General features: G+C 70.2%; 1 protein-coding gene (running past one end of the window). It reads right to left on the reverse strand.

What is annotated here, in order from left to right; translation table 11 throughout:
* Positions 1–22452 carry the 5' portion of a non-ribosomal peptide synthase/polyketide synthase gene (locus IBX18_RS00535; protein WP_194831862.1) on the reverse strand. The gene continues 21279 nt to the left of window position 1, outside the view, so the window shows 22452 of its 43731 coding nt (coding positions 1–22452); its start codon is at positions 22450–22452; its stop codon lies beyond the left edge, outside the window.
* Between the last annotated feature and the right edge of the window lie 276 nt (positions 22453–22728).

Genomic DNA, 22728 nt, shown 5'->3' on the forward strand with positions numbered 1-22728 from the left:
GACGACGAGATCGATCGAGCGCCGCATACCCAGCGCCACATAAGATTCCGCGCCGACACCGCGAGCGATGAGCCAGCGGGCCAGCTGGTTGACCTTCCCGGCGAACTCGTCGTAGGACAGATGTGTCCCCTCGAAGCTCAGCGCGGTTGCTTCGGGCGTGCGTCCGGCCTGCTCGTAGAACTTCGAGACGAGCGTCGCGGCCGCATCCACCTCGTGCGCGGTGTCGTTCCAGCCGGACACCACGAGCTCGCGCTCCGCGGTATCGAGCAACTCGATATCGCCCACCGGCACAGTCGGTTCGGTGGTGATCGCGGTCAGCACACGGATCAAGCGATCGGCGATGCGCCGCACGGTCTGCTCGTCGAACAGGTCACGCAGGTAACCCGCGCGGATCCGCAGTCGCGAATCCAGCTGGGCGATCAGCGTCAACGGGTAGTGCGTGGCATCGGCCGCGTCGAGGCCGACCACCGCCATACCGTCGATGTCCGACGCCTGTTCCTGGAGTCCCGCGGCATCCACCGGGTAGGACTCGAACACCACCAGCGTGTCGAACAGTCCACCGATGCCCGCGGCGGACTGGATGTCCGCGAGGCCGACGTAGTGGTGATCGAGCAGATCCGCCTGCTCGCCCTGGGTCCGGGCCAGCAGCTGCTGCGCGGACTCCGCCGGGTCGAAGCGCACCCGCACCGGCACGGTGTTGATGAACAGGCCGACCATCGACTCCACGCCGGACAGGTCCGCGGGGCGCCCGGACACCGTGGTGCCGAACAGCACGTCGTCCCGGCCGGTCATCCGGCCGATGAGGATGCCCCATGCGGTCTGCAGCACGGTGTTCGGCGTGACGCCGAGCGAGCCGGCCAGCGCGGTGAGCCGCGCGGTGGCCGCCTGGTCGAGCTCGAAGAAGTACTCGCCGGACAGCGAGGTGATCTCGCGCCCGGCATCCGGGCGAGCCAGCAGCGTCGGCTCGGTGACACCGCGCAGCGCGTCGGTCCACGCGGCCACCGAGGCCGAATGATCCTGCTGCGCGGTCCATTCCAAGAAGTGCCGGTAGGACCGCACGGCGGGCAGCACGCTGGTGTCCGCGTGTGCCGCGTACAGCACCAGCAGGTCCTGCATGAGCAGCGGCATGGACCAGCCGTCGAGCAGGATGTGGTGGTTGGCCACCACGAACTGCCAGCGGTCGCGCGCCACCTGGATCAGGGTGAAGCGGATCAGCGGCGGCTCGGTCAGATCGAAGCGCTGCGTCCGGTCGGCGGCGATGAGGTCGTCGCCGTTGCCCTGCTCGATCCGGTCGTGCTCGGACCAGGCGACCCGGACGCTGTCCAGCACCACCTGCACCGGACTGCCGTCCCGATCGGTGACGAACGCGGTGCGCAGGTTCTCGTAGCGGTCCACCAGAGCCTGCGCGGCCGAACGCAACCGGGCCGCGTCCACCCGGCCGGTGAGGGTGAGCACCGCCTGCGCGGTGTACACGTCCACCGAGGTGGCGGCGAGCCTGGCGTGGAACAGCAGACCGGCTTGCAGCGCGGACAGCGGCCAGATATCGGCCAGGTTCGGGAAGCGCCGCTCCCAGCCGTCGATGTCGCCCTGTGTGCTGCGCACCAGGGCAAAGTCCGACGGGGTGTGCCCGCCCGCGCCGGTCGAATTGGCATGCCGGGCAACCGCTTCCAGCGCGGTCGTCCACAGTTCACCGAATTCGCGCACGGCGGCGGCGTCGAGCAGCGTCGACGGGTAGCCGATGTTCGCGGTCAGCTTGTCGCCGACCACGATCGCGTTGATGTCCAGCGGCGCCATCGCGGGCATATCCGCGTCGTAGGCCCCGCCCAGCGCGCCGAGCTCGGCGGCCGGGATCCAGCCGAAGCCGCGCAGCGACTCGGGCACATCGCCCTCGGCAACGCGGCCGAGGTAGTTGAAGCTCACCTGGCCGGGCAGCTCGACGGGCAGTTCGGCGGCGGTCTCCGGGTTCAGGTAGCGCAGCAGGCCGTACCCGACACCCTTGTCCGGCACCGCGAGCAGCTGCTCCTTGATCGCCTTGACGGCCTGGCCCAGTGCGGGTCCACCGGCCAGCGCGGCATCGATGTCGATGCCGGACAGCTCGAAGCGGACCGGGAAGATCGCGGTGAACCAGCCGACCGTGCGCGAGAGGTCCGCGCCGGGCACGATGTCCTCTTCGCGGCCGTGGCCCTCCAGGCGGATCAGCAGCGACTCGTCGCCGCGGGTACCGGCCCGGCGCGCCCGCCACTTGGCGGTCGCCAGGGCCAGCGCGGTGAGCAGACCGTCGTTCACGCCGCCGTGGAACAGGGCGGGCACCGTGGTCAGCAAGGCCTTGGTGACCTCGGCGGACACCTCGACCTGCAGCTTCTCGATGACACCCGAGGTGTCGAGCGCCGGGTCCATCGGACGCTCGGTCAGCAGCGGATCGGCCGCGTCGACCACCGAACGCCAGTGGTCGAGTTCGGCGACCCGCTCGGCACTGCGCGCCTCGCGTTCGAGCGCGTGCGCCCAGGCCCGCATCGAGGTGGCCGGTGCGACCAGCTCGGGCTGCTGGCCCGCGGTGCGCTGCCCCCAGGCCGCGACGAAGTCGGGCACCAGGATGCGCCAGGAGACGCCGTCGACCACCAGGTGGTGGCCGACGACGATCAGCCGTCCGGCGCGCTCGCCGTTGGAGGGCTCCAGCCAGACGAACCGAATGACCACGCCCGCAGCGGGATCCAGCCGATCCAGCGAGGAATCCAGTGCGGCGGAGGCGATCTCGATCAGCTCGGCATCGTCGGCGGCCGCGTCGAAGGTGACGTGGTCGACCAGTGCGTCGACGTCCACAGTGCCGGCAGCGGCGGTTTCGAGGATCCACTCCCCCTCGACCTGCCGCAGGCTCGCCCGCAGCATGTCGTGCCGGTCGATCACCGCGCCGACGGTCGCGACGATGCCTGCCCGGTCGATGCCGACCGGCAGTTCCAGCGCGAGGGTCTGGTTGAACCGGTGGAACGAGCCGCGCCGCTCCGCCATGAACCGCACCACCGGGGTCAGCGGCATCGGGCCGACGCCACCACCGGGCAGTTCGGCGAGCACCACGGCCGAAGCCGCCGCGGCGTCCGCAGTCTCGGCCACCGCGGCCAGCCCGGCCACGGTGCGCTGCTCGAAGACGTGGCGTGGGCTGAAGACCACGCCGCGCGCCTTGGCCCGCGAGACCAGCTGGATGGAGACGATGCTGTCGCCGCCCAGTGCGAAGAACGAGTCGTCGACGCCGACCCGCTCCACCCCGAGCACCTCGGCGAACACCTCGGCGATGGCCTGCTCGACCGGCGTGCGCGGCGCCCGGAACACGACCTCGGTCGCGAACACCGGCTCCGGCAACGCCTTTCGGTCCAGCTTGCCGACGGGGGTGAGCGGTACCCGATCGATCACCATGATCGAGGACGGCACCATGTACGCGGGCAGCCGGTCCTCGACGAAGCCGGTCAGCGCGGCGACGTCGATCGAACGACCCGGTGCCGCAACGACATACGACACCAGCGAGGTGGCACCGGCCGCGCCCTTGTGGCCGACGGTGACCGCGAAGTCGACGTTCTCGTGCGCGGCCAGGGCCGCGTCGATCTCGCCGAGCTCGATGCGGAAACCACGCACCTTCACCTGGAAGTCGGACCGGCCGACGTATTCGACCTCGCCGGTGCGGGGCCCACCCGTCGCCCGGCCACCACCCCCCATCGAATCGCTTCGCGATGCAGGCACCCATCTGACCACGTCACCAGTGCGGTACATCCGCGCGCCGGGGACCGCCGGATTCGCCACGAAACGGTCGGCGGTCAGGCCGGGACGCGCGTGGTAACCGCGGGCCAGCTGGATGCCCGACAGATAGAGCTCACCCGCGACACCCACCGGAACGGGCCGGAGCTGGGCGTCCAGGATCAGCGACTGCATGCCCCGGGTCGGGCCACCGATGGTGACCAGATCGCCCGGCGTCAGCGCGTCGCTGATGTTGGTCATGATGGTGGTCTCGGTCGGGCCGTAGCCGTTGTGGAAGCGCCGACCCGAACCGTCCGGCGCGCCACCCCACTTGGTGACCAGATCGGCGGGCACCGCCTCACCACCGGCCACGATCACCCGCATGTCGGCCAGCGCGGCCGGATCGAGCGAGGCGAGCACCGACGGCGTGATGAACGCGTGCGTGACGCGCTCGGCGCGGATCAGCTCGGCCAGTTCGTCGCCGCCGTACACACCGGGCGGGCAGACCACCAGGGTGCCGCCGCGGCCGATCGCCAGCAGGAACTCGAGGATCGAGGCGTCGAAACTCGGCGACGCGAAATGCAGTGCGCGCGTAGACGAGTCGACGTCGTAGCGCGCGTTCTGCTCGTCCCGGAAGTTGGCGAGACCGGCGTGGGTGACCACGACGCCCTTGGGCACACCGGTGGAACCGGAGGTGTAGATGACATAGGCGGGGTGCACCGGGCTGACCGGCCGCACCCGATCGGCATCGGTGATCGCGGCCGCGTCGAAGCCGGACAGCTCCAGCTCGTCCAGCACCAGCCACTCGACCGAGTCCGGCAGGTCGGCGCGCACCGAGGTGACGGTCAGGCCGACCGGGGAGCCCGAATCGGTGACCATGTGCGCGATGCGGTCGGCCGGGTAGGTCGGGTCGATCGGCACGAAGGCCGCACCGGACTTGGCGACCGACCATTCGGCGAAGTACGAGTCGTCCGAGCGCGGTACCGCGACCGCGACCAGGTCCTCGGTACCGAGACCACGCTCGATCAGCAAGCGGGCCAACCGGTTCGAGCGTTCGTCGAGCTCGGCGTAGGACGTGGTCCTGCCCTGGAACACGACGGCGGGGGCCGCCGGGTCGATGGCGGCGGCCTCGGCCAGCAGCTCCGGCAGCGTGCGCGGCGGCGTGGCCTGCGCGCCGGTGCGCGCGGTCAGGTCGGCCCGCTCGGCGGCGTCGAGCACGTCGATCCGACCGACCGGGACGGCCGGGTTGGCGGCGATCGCCTCGAGCACCCGCTGCCAGCGCTGCGCGATCTCGGCGGCGGTCGACTCGTCGAACAGGTCGGTGGCGTAGGTGAGCGCCAAAGCCATGCCCGCCGTGCCGGGTTCGCCCTGCTCCGACAGCGTGAACTGCAGGTCGAAGCGCGCCACGTTCTCTTCGAGATCCAGCGCCGACACCGACAGACCCGGCAGTTCGAGGGTGGTGCGATCCAGGTTCTGGAAGGCCAGCATCACCTGGAACAGCGGGTTGCGCGCCTGCGAGCGTTCCGGTGCGAGCAGCTCCACCAGTCGTTCGAAGGGCACGTCGGCGTTGCCGTAGGCATCGAGGTCGGTGCGCCGCACCCGATCGACCAGCTCGGTGAACGATTCACCGGCGTCGATCCCGGTGCGCAGCACCAAAGTGTTGACGAACATGCCGACCAGGTCGTCGAGCGCCTGCTCGCCGCGGCCCGCGATCGGCGTGCCGACCGCGATGTCGTCCGCGCCGGACAGCCGCGACAGCAGCACGGTGAGCGCGCCGTGCATGACCATGAACAGCGACGCACCGCGCTGGCGTGCAATGTCTTCCAGCGCGGCGATCAGCTCGGCGGGCAGCTCGCGGTGCAGCGTCGCGCCGCGCAGCGAGGCGATCGCCGGGCGCGGCCGGTCCGCGGGCAGGGTCAGCTCGTCCGGGACACCGTCGAGCACGCGCTGCCAGTGCGCCACCTGGCGCGCCATCAGCGAGTCCGGATCGTCCTCGGTGCCGAGGACCTCCCGCTGCCAGACCGCGAAGTCGGCGTACTGCACGGTCAGCGGCGCCCAGCCGGGCGCGCTGTCCTGGGTGCGGGCCGAGTAGGCGAGCATCACGTCGCGGGTCAGCGGTCCCATGGAGAAACCGTCGGCCGCGATGTGGTGCACCACGACGACGAGCACGTGCTCGTCCGGGCCCGCGCTGTAGAGCCGGGTGCGCAGCGGAACCTGTTCGGCCACATCGAATCCGGTGGTGACGAAGTCGGTCACCACGGCGGTCAGGTCGGCCGGATCCACCTGCACCGGGTGCAAGTCGAGCGCGATGTTCTCGGCGGGCACGATCACCTGGACCGGGGTGCCGCCGTGCTCCGGGTAGCGGGTGCGCAGCGATTCGTGCCTGCGCACCACGTCGGCCACCGCGAGCCGCAGCGCGGCCACATCGAGGGCGCCGGTCAGCCGGATCGCGATCGGCAGGTTGTAGGCGGCCGAGGAGGTGTCGTACTTGTTCAGGAACCACATGCGCTGCTGCGCGAACGACAGCGGCACCAGCGCGTCGGCCGGCCGGGGCCGGGCGACGAGGCGGGCCCGGGCGGCACCGTCGGCGTGCGACTCCACCCTGGCGGCCAGCGCCGCCACGGTGGGCGCCTCGAACAGCGCGCGCACCGCGACCGTGGTGCCGAGCGCGGCGCCGATGCGGGAGACGACCCTGGTGGCGATGAGCGAGTTGCCGCCGAGCTCGAAGAAGTCGTCGTCGACGCCGACCCGCGGCAGGTCGAGCACCTCGGCGAACACCGCGGCCACGGTCTCCTGCACCGGGGTGACGGGCGCGCGGAAGGCGCGGGCCTGCACGGCGGGCGCGGGCAGCGCGCGCCGATCGAGCTTTCCGTTGACCGTCAACGGAATCCACTCGAGCCGCACCAGTGCCGAGGGCACCATGTACGACGGCAGCCGCTCGGCGGCGCCGTCGCGGACCTGGTCGAGCACCGGGACCACATCGGGCTCGGCGACCACGTAGGCCACGATCCGCTGATCGCCCGGCTGGTCCTCGCGCACGATGACCGCCGCCTGGGCGATGCCCGGCTGGGCCAGGATCGCGGACTCGATCTCGCCGAGCTCGATGCGGAAGCCGCGCACCTTCACCTGATCGTCGGCGCGGCCCAGGTATTCGAGCTCGCCGAAGCGGTTCCAGCGCGCGAGGTCACCGGAGCGGTACAGGCGGGAGCCCGCCGCGTCCGAGCCGCCGAGCGGGTTGGCGACGAACCGGGTGGCCGACAGATCGGGGCGGCCGAGGTAGCCACGCGCCAATTGCGGTCCCGCGACATACATTTCGCCCGCGACACCGACCGGGACCGGCCGCAGCCGGTTGTCGAGCACGTACACCCGCAGACCGGCGATGGCCCGGCCGACCACGCTGCCGGAGGCGGCCGCGATGGTCGCGGCGTCCAGCGCGCGGTAGGACACGTGCACCGTGGTCTCGGTGATGCCGTACATGTTGACCAGCAAGGGAGCCGAATCACCGTGGCGGGCAACCCAATCCGAGAGCCTGCGCAGTTCGAGGGCCTCGCCGCCGAACACCACGTAGCGCAGGGCCAGCGGTGCGGCGTCCGGCGCGGCATTGCGATCCGCTTCGGCCAGTTGGTAGAACGCGGACGGGGTCTGGTTGAGCACCGTGACCCGTTCGGCGCGCAGCAGTTCCAGGAACTGCTCGGGCGAGCGCGAGGTGTAGTAGTCGACCACCACGAGGGTGCCGCCGAACAGCAGCGGGCCCCACAGCTCCCACACCGAGAAGTCGAAGGCGTAGGAGTGGAAGAGCGTCCACACGTCGTCGGGGCCGAAACCGAAGTCCCGATCGGTATTCGCGAACAGCCGCACCACATTCCGGTGCGCGACCGCGACACCCTTCGGGCGGCCGGTCGAGCCGGAGGTGTAGATCACGTACGCGACATGGTCGGGCGAGAGCGCCGCGTTCCGGTCGGCGTCGGTGATCGGCGCGTCGTCGGCGTCCTCGATATTGCCGGTCTCCACGGCGAAGCCGTCCAGCACCACGCTCGGCAGCTGCACCGGCACCGTCACCTGGACCGTCGAGTCCAGGATCACGCTGGTCGGCTGGGAATCGGCGAGCACGTAGGCGATGCGCTCGGCCGGGTAGGTCGGGTCGACCGGCACATAGCCCGCGCCCGTCTTCACCACCGCGACCAGCGCGACCACCAGGTCGAGCGAGCGCGGCAGGATCACCGCGACCAGCGACTCCGGCCCGGCACCGTCCGCAATCAGCCTGCGCGCCAGCACATTCGCGCGCCGGTCCAGCTCGCTGTAGGTCAGCGTCTCGACGCCGAAGCGGGCCGCGATGCGGTTCGGGTGCGCGGCAACGGCCGCGTCGAACACGGTCACCAGCGTGGTCGCGGGCTCCCCGAAAAGACCTGCGCCGCCGTCCATTCCGGACGACACCCAGCGCTGGGAGACATCGAGGCGCTCGGCCTCGCCGAGCAGATCGATATCGCCGACGGCGATCTCGGGATCCTCGGCGATGGTCTGCAGCACGCGCACCAGGCGGTCGGCGAACGAGGCCACCGTCTCCGGATCGAACAGTTCGGTGGCGTAGTTCCAGGACATGGCCAGCGCGCCGTCCGCGGTCTCGCCCACGGTCAGCTGCACGTCGAACTTGGCGGTGCCCGGGTCGAATTCGACGACGTCGAGGTCGAGACCGGGCAACTGCACGGTGCCCATCTCGGCGGCCGAGGCCGCCTCGAAGGTCAGCGCGACCTGGAACAGCGGGTGATGCGCCTGCGAGCGGGCCGGGCTGATCACATCGACCAGTCGCTCGAACGGCACGTCGGCGTTGCCGAAGGCGGCCAGGTCGGTCCGGCGCACCTGCTCGAGCAGGTCGCTGAACCGCGCGGCCGGGTCGACCTCGCTGCGCAGCACCAGGGTGTTGACGAACATGCCGACCAGGTCGTCGAGCGCCCGTTCGCCACGTCCGGCGATCGGCGTGCCGATGGCGATATCGGTGCTGTTGGACAGCCTGCCCGCCCACGCGGCCAGCGCGGCGTGCACGACCATGAACAGCGTGACGCCGCGGCGGCGGGCCAGCTCGGCCAGTGCGGCGTGCAGTTCGGCATCGACGGAGAAGCCGTGCGTGCCACCAGCATTGGTGGCGATCTCCGGGCGAGGGCGGTCGGCGGGCAGCTCGAGCTGATCGGGCAGATCGCGCAGCTGCTCGACCCAGTAGGCGATCTGCTGGGCGGCCACCGATTCCGGATCGTGCTCGACGCCGAGCACGTCGCGCTGCCACAGCGCGTAGTCGGCGTACTGCACGTCCAGGGGCGCCCAGGCGGGTGTTTCGCCGCGGGTGCGCTCGCTGTAGGCGACGACCACGTCACGCAGCAGCGGCCGCAGCGAGAAGCCGTCGGCGCTGATGTGGTGCATGACCAGCACCACAACGTGATTGCGCTCATCAAGGCTGAGCAGGCTTGCGCGGAAGGCGATCTCGCGGGTGACGTCGAAGTGGTGGCTCGCCAGCTCGACGATGCGCCCGGGCAGCTCGGCAACGGTGACCGGCTCGGCGGTGACCGTGAACGACACCTCGGATACGGGCAGGATGTGCTGGTAGCCGGTGCCTTCCAGCTCGGGGTAGACGGTGCGCAGCGCCTCGTGGCGGGCCAGCACGTCGCCGATCGCGGCGTTGAGCGCGTCGACATCGAGTTCGCCGGTGAGCCGGATGGCGACCGGGATGTTGTTGACCGCCGTGCGGTTGTCGAACCGGTTGAGGAACCACATCCGCTGCTGGGCGAGCGACAGCGGCACCAGATCGGTGCGCTCCTGCGGCACCAGCGGCGCCCGGCCGCCCTGTCCCGCAGCGGTTTCCACCCGGGCGGCGAGCGCGGCGACGGTCGACGCCTCGAACAGCACGCGCACCGGAACCTGGGTGTCCAGCGCCTCGCCGAGTCGCGCGGCCACCTGGGTGGCCACCAGCGAGTTGCCACCCAGCTCGAAGAAGTCGTCGTCCAGGCCGACCCGCTCGACACCGAGCACGGCGGCGAAGGTGTCGGCGACGATCTCCTGCACCGGTGTGCTCGGCGCGCGGAAGGTCTTGGCCGCGAACGTCGGTTCCGGCAGCGCCTTGCGGTCCAGCTTGCCGGAGGGGTTCAGCGGGAACTCGTCGAGCTCCACGTAGGCCGAGGGCACCATGTACGCGGGCAGCTGCACGCCGAGCGCGGCCTTGACCGACTCGACGTCCAACGCGCGGTCCGGGTTACCGACCACGTAGGCCACGAGCTGATCGCCGGTCCGCTCGTCGGTGCGCACCAGCACCACCGCCTGCGCCACCGATTCCAGTGCGGTGAGCGCGTTCTCGATCTCGCCGAGCTCGATCCGCAGACCGCGCAGCTTCACCTGGAAGTCGGTGCGGCCCAAGTACTCCAGTTCACCGTCCGCGGTCCAGGAGACCAGGTCACCGGTGCGGTACATGCGCTCGGCGTCGCCGAACGGGTTCGCGATGAACCGCTCGGTGGTGAGGTCAGGGCGGGCCACGTAGCCGTGGGCCAGCTGCGCGCCGGCCAGATACAACTCGCCGGGCACGCCGACCGGGACCGGCCGCAGCCGCGAATCCAGCACGTACACCTGGGTGTTGAACACCGGGGCGCCGATCGGCACCGAGCTGGTGTCCGCCTCGGTCACCTCGTGGAAGGTGACGTCGACGGCGGCCTCGGTGGGGCCGTACAGGTTGTGCAGCCGGGCGCCGGTCAGCGCGCGCAACCGCTGCGCGGTGACCGCGGGCAGCGCCTCACCGGAGGCGAAAACGTTACGCAGACTGCCGCATTCGGCCGCCCGCTCCTCGGCGACGAACACCGAGAGCATGGACGGCACGAAGTGCACCGTGGTGACGCGCTCCTCGATGATCAGGCGCGCCAGGTAGGCGGGGTCGCGGTGGCCGTCCGGCTTGGCGACCACCAGGCGGGCGCCGACCTGCAAGGGCCAGAAGAACTCCCACACCGACACGTCGAAGGTGGCAGGCGTCTTCTGCAGCACCACGTCGTAGGCCGCGAGGCCGTACTCGGCGTGCATCCAGACCAGGCGGTTGACGATGGCCGCGTGCGAGACCGCGACACCCTTCGGGCGACCGGTCGAGCCCGAGGTGAAGATCACGTAGGCGGTGTTGGCCGGGCGCAGCGGCTTGTGCCGGTCCGCGTCGGTCAGCGGCGCGTCGGAGAACTCGGACAGGTCGAGCTGATCGATGCGCACCTGGCGCGAGCCCGTCGACTCCAGGTCGGAGCCGGAGGTCAGCACGCACACCGGGCGCGCGGTCTCCAGGATGTAGTCGGTGCGCTCGGCCGGGTGATCCGGGTCGAGCGGCACGTAGGCGCCGCCCGCCGCGTTCACCGCGTACATGCCCACGACCAGATCGATCGAGCGCCGCATGCCCAGCGCCACATACGATTCCGGGCCGACGCCGTTCTGCTTGAGCCAGCGCGCCAGGCGGTGCACCCGGCCGGCGAACTCGGCGTAGGACAGACTTGTCCCCTCGAAGGTCACCGCGTGTGCGTCGGGCGTGCGTGCGACCTGTGCTTCGAACAGCGAAACCAGGGTCGCCGCGGCGTCGCCGACCGGCGAGGTCAGGGCCGCGTCCACCGGGAATTCGGTGTCGTTCCACTGCTCGACGACCAGCGCGCGCTCGGCCGGGTCCAGCAGCTCGATATCGCCCACGGCCGCCGTCGGTGCGGCGGCGACACCGCCGAGCACGCGAAGGAAGCGCTCGGCGAAGGTGTTCGCGAAGGCGACGTCGAAAAGGTCAGTGGCGTAGAGAAGTTCGGCGTCCATCGCCGCTTCGGTGCCCTGCACCTCGCTCAGCGTGAGTTGCAGGTCGAACTTCGCGGTCGGCTGGTCGATGCCGAGCTCGGACACCGTCAGGCCCGGCAGCTCGAGCGATGCGCGGCCCAGGTTCTGGAACGACAGCATCACCTGGAACAGCGGATGCCGCGCCTGCGAACGGGCTGGGTTGAGCACCTCGACCAGCCGCTCGAACGGCACGTCGGCGTGCGCGAAGGCCTGCAGATCCCGCTCGCGGACCTGCGCAAGCAGGTCGGCGAACGACGCGTCGGTGTCGACCTGGGCGCGCAGCACCAGGGTGTTGACGAACATGCCGACCAGGTCGTCCAGGGCCTGCTCGCCACGACCCGCCACCGGGATGCCGATGGCGATGTCGTCGGAGCCGCTGAGCCGGGCGAGCAGTGCCGCGAAGGCGCTGTGCACCACCATGAACAGCGTGGTGCCGTGCGCGTGCGCGACCCGGTTCAGCTCGTCGATCAGCTCGCCGGGCACCCGGAAGCGGTGTGTCCCAGCCTGATACGACGCGACGGCGGGCCGGGGACGCCCGGCCAGGCGCAGCTCGTCGGGCAGGCCGGCGAGCGCGGTGCGCCAGTAGTCCAGCTGCTCGGAGATCAGCGAGGTCGGATCGTCCTCGGCACCGAGCGTCTGCCGCTGCCACAGCGCGAAATCCACGTACTGGACCGCGAGCGGCGGCCAGCCCGGCTCGGACGCCGAGGTGCGCGCCACGTAGGCGGTCATCAGGTCGCGAACCAGCGGGCGCATCGAGAAGCCGTCCGCCGCGATGTGGTGCACCACGACCACCAGGACGTAATCCTGGTCGCCGAGCTGGTAGGCGCGCAGCCGCACCGGCGGCTCGGCCGTCACGTCGAAGCCACGCTCGACGAATTCGTACATGGCGCCGAGCAACTGGCCCTCGGCGACCGGGAAGACCTCCAGGTCGGGGATCGCCCTGGTGGCGGGCAGCACCCGCTGATAGGCGAGGCCGTCCTGGGACGGGTAGACGGTGCGCAGTGATTCGTGCCGCGCGACCACGTCGGCGACCGCGCCACGCAGCGCGTCCAGATCCAGCGCGCCCTCCAGCCGCACCGCGGCCGGAATGTTGTTGGCGGCGGAGTCGGCGTCGAAGCGGTTGAGGAACCACATCCGCTGCTGCGCGAGCGAGAGCGGCGGGTGCTCGGGACGCACCTGTGCCGTCAGCGCCTGGCGCGCACCGGTTCCCGCCCGCGACTCGACCCGGGCGGCCAGCGCGGCCACCGTAGGCGCCTCGAACAGCGCCCGCACACCGACCTCGGTGTCCAGCGCCGCGCTCAGCCGCGCCACCACCTGGGTGGCGACCAGGGAGTTGCCGCCGAGCTCGAAGAAGTCGTCGTCCACGCCGACGCGCGGCAGCCCGAGCAGCTCGGCGAAGACCTCCGCGACGATCTCCTCGATCGGGGTGGCGGGCGCACGGAAACGCTTGGCCTCGAACACCGGAGCGGGCAGCGCCTTGCGATCGAGCTTGCCGCTGGCGTTGACCGGGAAGGAGTCGAGCACGACCAGCGCGGCCGGAATCATGTAGCCGGGCAGCGTTTCGGCCAAGGCGGCCTTGACCGCGTCCGGGTCGATCACCGAATCCGATTCGGCGACAACGTAACCCACCAGCTGATCGCCGGCGTGCGGGTCGGTCCGCACCACGACGACCGACTGCGCGACACCGGGCTGCGCGAGCAGCGCGGCCTCGATCTCGCCGAGCTCGATCCGCAGACCGCGCAGCTTCACCTGGAAGTCGGTGCGGCCCAGGTACTCCAGCTCGCCGTCCGCGGTCCAGGTAACGAGGTCACCGGTCCGGTACATCCGCGCGCCGGGGGCGCCGTACGGATTGGCGACGAAGCGATCCGAGGTCAGGTCCGCGCGACCGAGGTAGCCGACGGCGAGCTGATCGCCCGCGAGATAGAGCTCACCCGCGACACCCGGTGCGACGGGGTGCAACCTGGCATCGAGCACGAAGACGCGGGTGTTCCACACCGGCCTGCCGATCGGCACCGAGACCGTATCCGCATCCGTCGCTTCGTGATACGTGACGTCGACGGCGGCCTCGGTCGGGCCGTACAGGTTGTGCAGCCTGGCGCCGGTCAGCTCGCGCAGCCGCTGCGCGGTCTGCGCGGGCAGCGCCTCACCGGAGGCGAACACCTGCCGCAGCCGCGACGACGGATAGCCGTCCGCGTCGCCGGACTCGGTGCCGAGGGTGGAGACGAACACCGACAGCATCGACGGCACGAAGTGCGCCGTGGTGATGCCCTGCTCGGCGATGAGCTGCGCGAGATACACCGGGTCGCGATGGCCGTCCGGCTTCGCGACGACCAGGCGGGCTCCGGTCTGCAAGGGCCAGAAGAACTCCCACACCGACACGTCGAAGGTGGCGGGCGTCTTCTGCAGCACGGCGTCGGCGGGGCCGATCGGGTACTCGTGCTGCATCCACAGCAACCGGTTGACGATCGCGGCATGGCTGACCGCCACACCCTTCGGGCGCCCGGTCGAACCCGAGGTGAAGATGACGTAGGCGGTGTTGTCCGGCCGCAGCGGCCGGGTGCGTTCGGCATCGGTGATCGGCGCACCGCTGGAGGCGGCCATGCCCGGCACGCCCTCGATGCCCTCGATCGCGATGACCGAGACCTCGCGCTGCAGGTCGATGCCGAACCCGTCGGCGGACCGGTACAGGATCATCCGCGGGCGGGCGGTGTCCACGATGTGGTTGATCCGGTCGGCGGGCTGATCCGGGTCCAGCGGCACGTAAGCCGCACCCGTCTGCAGCACCGCGTACATGGCGATGACCAGCTCGTTGGAGCGGCGGATCGACAGTGCGACAAGCGATTCCGGGCCGACACCGGCCTTGATCAGCTGCCTGGCGATGCGGTTGGCCCGCACCTGCAGTTCCCGGTAGGTGAGCCGTTCCTCGTCGAAGACCAGCGCCACCGCGTCCGGCGTCGCCGCGGCCTGCGCGTCGAACAGCGAGACCAGCGTCTCGGCGGGCACCTGGTGCGCGGTGTCGTTCCAGTCGACCAGCACCTGCGCCTGCTCTTCGGGCGCGAGCAGATCGATGTCGCCGATCGGCACTGTCGGGTCGGCGGTGACCGCAGCGAGCACGCGGTCCAGTCGCCGCGCGAACGCGGCCACCGTGTCCGGGTCGAAAAGGTCTTCGGCGTAAGAGAATTCGGCCGACATGCCGGCCGCGTCGCCCAGCTCGTCCTGGGTCTCCTGCAGGGTCAGCTGCAAGTCGAACTTGGCCAGGCGCGCGTCGTAGTCGATGCCGTTGACCGACAGGCCCGGCAGTTCCAGGCTGGCCTGCCTGGTGTTCTGGAAGGTCAGCATCACCTGGAACAGCGGATGCCGCGCCTGCGAGCGCGCCGGGTTGAGCACCTCGACCAGCCGCTCGAACGGCACGTCCGCGTGCGCGAAGGCGTGCAGATCCTTCTCCCTGGCCTGCGCGAGCAGGTCCGCGAAGCTGGCCGCGCCGTCGACGTCGGTGCGCAGCACGAGCGTGTTGACGAACATGCCGATCAGGTCGTCCAGCGCGGCCTCACCGCGCCCGGCCACCGGCGTGCCGATGGCGATGTCGGCGGTGCCGCTGGCGCGGGCCAGCAGCACGGCCAGCGCGCTGTGCATCACCATGAACAGCGAGGCGTTGTGCCTGCGGCCGAGATCGACCAGCGCGCGCTGGGTTTCCCCGGAGATGACGAACGGGTAGGTGCCGCCGCGATAGGACGCCGCGGCGGGCCGCGGGCGATCCGAGGGCAGCACCAATTCGTCGGGCAGATCGGCGAGTTCGCGGGCCCAGTACCGAATCTGGTTGGAGATCAGCGAACTCGGGTCGTCCTCGGAGCCGAGGACCTCGCGCTGCCACAGCGCGTAGTCCGCGTACTGGACGGGCAACGCCGACCAGGCCGGCGCCTCCCACGAGGTGCGCGCGGCGTAGGCCACCATCACGTCGCGGGCCAGCGGGCCCATCGACCAGCCGTCGGCGGAGATGTGGTGCACCACCATGCCGAGCACGTACTCGGTCTCGCTGATCTCGAAAAGCCTTGCGTGCAACGGCACTTCGTTGGTCACGTCGAACGCCATCGAGGCCAGCTGGACCAGGTGGTCGATCAGGTTGTGCTCGGTCACCGGCACCGGCGTCAGGTCGGGCACGATCTGCGCCGCGTCCAGCACCACCTGCACCGGCCCGGTCTTGGTCTCCGGGAACACGGTGCGCAGCGACTCGTGCCGGTCGATCACGTCGATGACCGCGACCTGCAGCGCGGCCACGTCGAGATCGCCGGAGAGCCGGATGGCGACCGGGATGTTGTTGACCGCCGAGGCGGTGTCGAACCGGTTGAGGAACCACATGCGCTGCTGGGCGAGCGACAGCGGCACCTCCTCCGGGCGGTTGCGGGCCACCAGCGCCTTGCGCGCGCCGTCGCCAGCGTGCGACTCCACCCGGGCCGCGAGCGCGGCCACGGTGGACGCCTCGAACAGCATGCGCACCGGCACCCGGGTGTCCAGCGCGATACCGAGGCGCGAGGCGACCTGCGTTGCGATCAGCGAGTTGCCGCCGAGCTCGAAGAAGTCGTCGTCGACGCCGACCCGGTTGATGCCGAGCACCTCGCCGAAGATCTGCGCGACGATCTCCTCGATCGGCGTTGTCGGCGCACGGAATTCGCGCACCTCGAACACCGGCGCGGGCAGCGCCTTGCGGTCCAGCTTGCCGCTCGGGTTGAGCGGGAACGCCTCCAGCACCACGATCGCCGACGGCACCATGTAGGCGGGCAGCGTGCGGTGCAGCGCGTTCTTGATGTTGTCGATGTCGACCGGGCCGGCCGGGGTGACGACGTAGGCGACGAGCTGATCGCCCGCGACGGTGTCCATGACGAGCACGACCGCCTGGGTGACGGCCGGGTGGTCGAGCAGCGCGGCCTCGATCTCGCCGAGCTCGATGCGCTGGCCGCGGAACTTCACCTGGAAGTCGGTGCGGCCGATGTATTCCAGCACGCCCGCGGCGCCGACCTCGGGGTCGCGCGGCTCGACCCAGCGCACCAGGTCACCGGTGCGGTAGAGCCGCGCGCCGGGCGCGCCGAACGGGTCGGCGACGAAGCGTTCCGCGCTCAGGTCGGGGCGGCCGTGGTAGCCGCGGGCGGTCTGCACGCCGCCCAGGTACAGCTCGCCGGGCACGCCGACCGGCACCGGGGCCAGGCCCGCGTCGAGCACGTAGGTCTGCGCGTTCCACACGGGACGGCCGATCGGCACCGAGCTGGGGGCCACCTCGTTGAGGTGCCAGGCGGTGGCGTGCACGGTGAACTCGGTCGGGCCGTACAGGTTGTGCATCGCGGCGGTGGAGAACTGCCGGAACGCCGTGACGGTGGCGGGCGGCAGCGCCTCACCGGCGACCAGAACCGCACGCAGCGAGGCACATTCGGCGGTCGACGCGGCACCGGCGAATACCGAGAGCATCGACGGCACGAACGAGGTCATGGTGACGTGGTGGCGGCCGATGATCTCCGACAGGTACATCGGGTCGCGGTGCCCGTCGGGCGCGGCGATGAGCATGCGGGCGCCGACGGCCAAGGTGCCGAACAGTTCCCACACCGACACGTCGAAGGTGACCGGCGTCTTCTGCAGGATCACATCGGCCGGGCCGATGCGGTATTCGCCGGTGATCCAGGCGATCTGGTTGAGCACGCTGGCGTGGCTGACCGCCACACCCTTGGGCCGACCGGTGGAGCCGGAGGTGTAGAGCACGTAGGCGGTGTTCGCGGGGCGCAGCGGCCCGCGCCGCTCCGCGTCGGTGACCGGCTCGTCGCCGAACTCGCTCAAATCCAGGGTGTCGAGGGCGAGTACCGGGCAGTCCGCCGACTTGACGTCATCGGACAGGGTGGTCAGCACGCACACCGGCGTGGAGTTGGCCAGCACGTACTCGGTGCGCTCGGCCGGGTGATCGGGGTCGATCGGCACGTAGCCGCCGCCCGCGGTCATGGTGGCGTAGATGGCGATCAGCATGTCCACCGAGCGGCGGATTCCGACGGCCACCAAGGTTTCCGGGCCGACGCCCTCGGCGATCAGCTTGCGCGCCAAGCGATTCACCCGAGCCGAGAACTCGGCATAGCTCAGCTGTGCCTGCGGGCCGAACTCGCCTGCGCTGCGGGTGCCGCCGTCGAACAGCACGGCGATGTCGTCGGGCCGTTGCCGGACCTGTTCCTGGAACAGGTCGAGGACGGTCGCCGCGGGCAGTTCGTGCGCGGTCTGGTTCCAGCCGGTGAGCACCGTGGTGCGCTCGGCGTCGTCGAGGATGTCGATGTCGCGCACCGCAACCTGCGGTGTGCTGACGGCGGCTTCGAGCACGCGCAGGTAGCGGCGGCCGAATTCGGCGACGGTGGCGGCGTCGAACAGGTCGGTGGCGAAGGAGACCACCGTGGCCATGCCCGCCGGTTCGCCTTGGGCGCCACGCTCTTCGGTGACGGTCCACTGCAGGTCGAACTTGGCGATGTCGACGTCGAGTTCGTCGGCGGTGACCGAGAGCCCGGGCAATTCCAGTGCCGCGTGCGACATTTCCTGGAACGAGAGCATCACCTGGAACAGCGGATGCCTGGCCTGCGAGCGGGTCGGGTTCAGCACCTCGACCAGGCGCTCGAACGGCACATCGGCGAACGCGAACGCGGCGAGGTCGGTTTCCCTGGTGCGCGCGAGGAATTCGGTGAACGGCTCGCTGCCGTCCACCTCCGAGCGCAGCACCAGCGTGTTGACGAACATGCCGATCAGGTCGTCGAGGGCCTGCTCGCCACGCCCGGCAACGGGGGTGCCGATGGCGATGTCGTCGGTGCCGGACAGGCGAGCCAGCAGCACGGCCAGGGAGGCGTGCATGACCATGAACAGGCTGACGCCCTGGGCGCGGGCCAAGCCCGAAAGCCGCTGGTGCAGTTCGGCATCGATGTCGAAGCTGACCCGGCCGCCGCTGAAGCTCTGCACCGGCGGGCGCGGGCGGTCGGTCGGCAGGTCGAGCTGATCGGGCAGCCCGGCCAATGACCTGCGCCAGTAAGCGATTTCGCGGGCCGCCATCGAACCGGGATCGGACTCGGCGCCGAGCAGCTCGCGCTGCCAGACGCTGAAGTCCTGGTACTGCACCGGCAGCGACGCCCAGCTCGGCGCCTGCCCCGCGGCGCGCGCGAGGTAGGCGGCGGCCACATCGCGGGCCAGCGGCCCGAACGAGAAGCCGTCCGCGGCAATGTGATGCACCACGAACGCGACCGCGTAGTCGGCGACACCGTTGTCCCGGCCGCCGGTCACCGCGTAGACCCGCACCCGGATCGGCAGCTCGCGGGAGACGTCGAACCCGGTGGACGCGAACGCGGTGAGTACACCCTGCAGTTCGGCTTCGGCGATCGGCTCGACCGTGATGCCCAGATCCACCTGGTCCATCGGCAGCACCTGCTGGTAGCCGCCGTCACCGGACTCGGGGAAGATCGTGCGCAGCGATTCCTGGCGCGCGACCACGTCGGTCAGCGCGGCCTGCAACGCGTCCAGATCGACCTGGCCGCGCAACCGCACCACGAACGGCAGGTTGTAGGCGGGCACCGTCGAGTCGAACTGGTTGATGAACCACATCCGCTGCTGCGACAGCGACAGCGGCACCCGCTCGGGCAGCCGCTGGGCCACCAGCGGCGGCCTGGCACCCTCGGTGGCGGTGGCGTTTTCGGCGCGGGCGGCGATCCCGGCCACGGTCGGCGACTCGAACAGCGCCCGCACCCCGATCTGGGTACCGAACGCCACGCCGATCCGCGAGACCACCTGGGTCGCGACCAGCGAGTTGCCGCCGAGGTCGAAGAAGTTGTCGTCGATGCCGATGCGGTCCTGGCTCAGCACGTCGGCGAAGATGCCCGCCACGATCTGCTCGGCCTGGGTACGCGGCGCGCGGAAGCTGGTCTCGTCCACGCTGAACACCGGCTCCGGCAGCGCTTTACGGTCCAGCTTGCCGGAGGTGTTGAGCGGGAAGGCGTCCAGCACCATGACCGACGCGGGCACCATGTAGCTCGGCAGCTTCTCGGCCGCGAACCTGGTCAGCTCCGTCGGATCGACCGAATGCCCCGGCGCGGGAACCACATACGCCACCAGCTGCTGCCCGGTGGCGGTGTCCATCACCAGCACCACGGCCTGGCTGACCGCCGGATGGGCCAGCAGATCGGTCTCGATCTCACCGAGCTCGATGCGCTGACCACGGAACTTCACCTGGAAGTCGGTGCGGCCGATGTATTCCAGCGTGCCCGCGTCGTTCCAGCGCACCAGGTCACCGGTGCGATACATGCGTTCGCCGTTGGCGGACAACGGGTTCGCGACGAAGCGGTCCGCGCTCAGATCCGGGCGGCCGCGATACCCGCGGGCCAGCTGACGGCCACCCAGGTACAGCTCACCCGGTGCGCCGATGGCGGCCGGGCGCAGCCGCGAATCCAGCACGTAGACCGAGACATTCCACTCCGGGATGCCGATCGGCACGGTGACCGTGTCGGCGGCGGTCGCCTCCCAGTAGGTCACCGAGACCGCGGCCTCGGTGGGGCCGTACAGGTTGTGCAGTCCGGCCGAGGTGATCGCGCGGAAACCCGCTGCGGTCTCCGGCGGCAGCGCCTCGCCGATCACGAAAACAGCACGCAGCGTGGCACATTGCGCCGGGGTCGCGTGCGCGACGAACACCGTCAGCATCGACGGCACGAAGTCGGTCACGGTGACCCCGTGCCGCTCGATCATGTCCGCGACGTAGAGCGGATCGCGATGGCCGTCGGGCGCGGCGATGACCAGCTTCGCGCCGACCAGCAACGGCAGGAAGTAGCCCCACAGCGACACGTCGAACGTGGTAGCGGTCTTCTGCAGGTACACGTCGTCGGCGGTCAGCCGGTACTCGTCGAGCATCCACAGCTGCTGATTGACGATCGCGTGATGGGTGACCGCAACGCCCTTGGGGCGACCGGTCGAACCCGAGGTGTAGATGACGTAGGCGGTGTTGTCCGGGCGCAGCGGCGCGAGCCGATCCGCATCGGTCACCGGCTCGGCGGAGTACCCCGACACGTCCAAGGTGTCGATCTGCACCTGCCGCACCGACTCCGGCAGTTCCAGCTCGTCCGCGGAGAGCGTCAGCACACAGACCGGTGCCGCGCTGTCGAGGATGTAGGCGGTGCGATCGGCCGGATGATCCGGATCGATCGGCACATACGCGCCACCGGCCTTCAGCACCGCGTGCATGCCGACGACCAGCTCCAACGACCGCCGCATGCCCAGCGCGACCAGCGATTCCGGGCCGACACCGTCGGCGATCAGGTACCGGGCCAGCCGGTTGACGCGGGCGTCGAACTCGGCGTACGTCAGCGTCGCGGAGCGACTCGATGAGGGGTGGTGGCCGGGCGACGGGTGGGCCAGCGTCGCGCCCTCGAAGTCGAGAGCGATGTTGTTCGGCGCCAACGGCATCTGCGCATCGAGCAGCGCGGACAGCGTGGTGACCGGCACGTCCTCGGCGGAGTCGTTCCACTCCAGCAGCGAACGCTCCCGCTCGGCCGCGGTGGTGAGGTCCAGCGCCCAGATCGCGGCGTCCTGGTCGGCGGCGAGGAACCGGTCGAAGAACTCGAGGAAGCGCGAATGATGCCGTCGCGCTTCGTCTTCGGTGTAGAGGTTCGGGTTGGTCTCGAAGTCGATGTGCGAGCGGGTGCCCGCGACCGACTGGTAGAAGTTGACGCCGAGGTCCTCGATGCTGCCGGTGGACAGCACGTGCAGCTGGCCGACCATCGGGCCCATCACCAGCTCGTCGTGGAACAGCATGATGTTGACCCACGGGCCGAAGAACTCGGTGGTCACCACGCCGTCACCGGCCGCGTCCCGGCGGATGTCCTCGTGCCGGTAGCGCTGATGCCGCAGCGCACCGGACACCGCCACCGTCACCTGCTGAAGCAGTTCCCTGACGGTCGTGCCGTGGCCGACGTGCAGCCGCAGCGGCACGATGTTCGACGAGACACCGCCGGAGCGGCGCATCGCCGCGGTGGTGCGCGCGGTCACCGGCAGGCTCAGGATGACGTCCTCGACGCCGTTCCACTGCGCCAGATAACCGGCGAACGCGGCGAGCAGCAGCCCGGCCGGCGACGAATCATGGCGCTGCACAGCCGCATCGAGCAGCGCGTTCTGGTCGTCGGACAGCGCGGCGCTGGCGATGCCGTTGATCGCGGCGGGCGGGGCGGACCGGCCGGTCAGGCTGGTGCCCTCCTCCAGCCCGGCGACCCGCTCGGCCCAGTACTCCTTGTCGGTGCCGAAGCGCTTGCTCTCGCGGTAGGCGATCTCCTGCTCATAGAGCGTGTGCAAATCGGTCGCCTTGGACGCGGCGGGCTCGGTGCCGTTGACGGCGGCGGTGTAGAGCTCGGCGATCCGGTTCAGGTTGGTCATGGCGCCGAAGCCGTCGAGCGCGATGTGGTGCGCCCGCGAGTACCAGTACCAGTGGTCGTCGGCCAGTTGCAGCGCCGCGATCATGATCAGCCGGTCGGTGGTCAGGTCCATCGGGCGGCTGTACTCGGCCCGCATCCACGCCATCGCGGCCGCGGCCGGATCGGCCTCGTCGCGCAGGTCTACATAGGTGACATCGTCGTAGTCGGCGATGCCGTGATCGATGAACTGCAACGGCTCGCCGTCGCGTTCGATGATGCGCAGGAAGCCCGAACCGAGCTCGTGCGAGGTGTCGATGCTCGCCTGTTTCAGGATCTCGACATCCAGCACGCCGTGCAGGTCCACGTACTGCGCGATGTTGACCGGCACCTGCGGGTCGACATGCTGCGCGTACCAGATGCCCAGCTGTGCAGGAGACAGCGGGAAGTAGTCCGAACCAGCGTGCGCCCGTTCGCTACCAGCTTCGCCGTTTCCGCCGAAATCCAGCCGGTCCAACCGTAACCTCGCTTCCGGAACACCACGCAAGCGCTCCCCGACGACACCCGGACAGGACGCTCACCTATCCCAGCGTGGCGCCCGCGTCTCGGGGTTCAATTCTCATAATCAATCAGGCAAAAAAGCTCATTGGCACTATCTGTCCGCCAGGGTGACCTTGTTACATAGGCGCGACCGCGCCCTCTACCCGCCGACCGGCAATGCCGGGAACCTCGCTACAGATCACCGAACCAATCTACCGTCGTCGGCGGCACCGAACCAACCAACCTCGATAGC

Origin of the sequence: Nocardia sp. XZ_19_369, assembly GCF_015355715.1 — a bacterium.
Taxonomy (GTDB): domain Bacteria; phylum Actinomycetota; class Actinomycetes; order Mycobacteriales; family Mycobacteriaceae; genus Nocardia.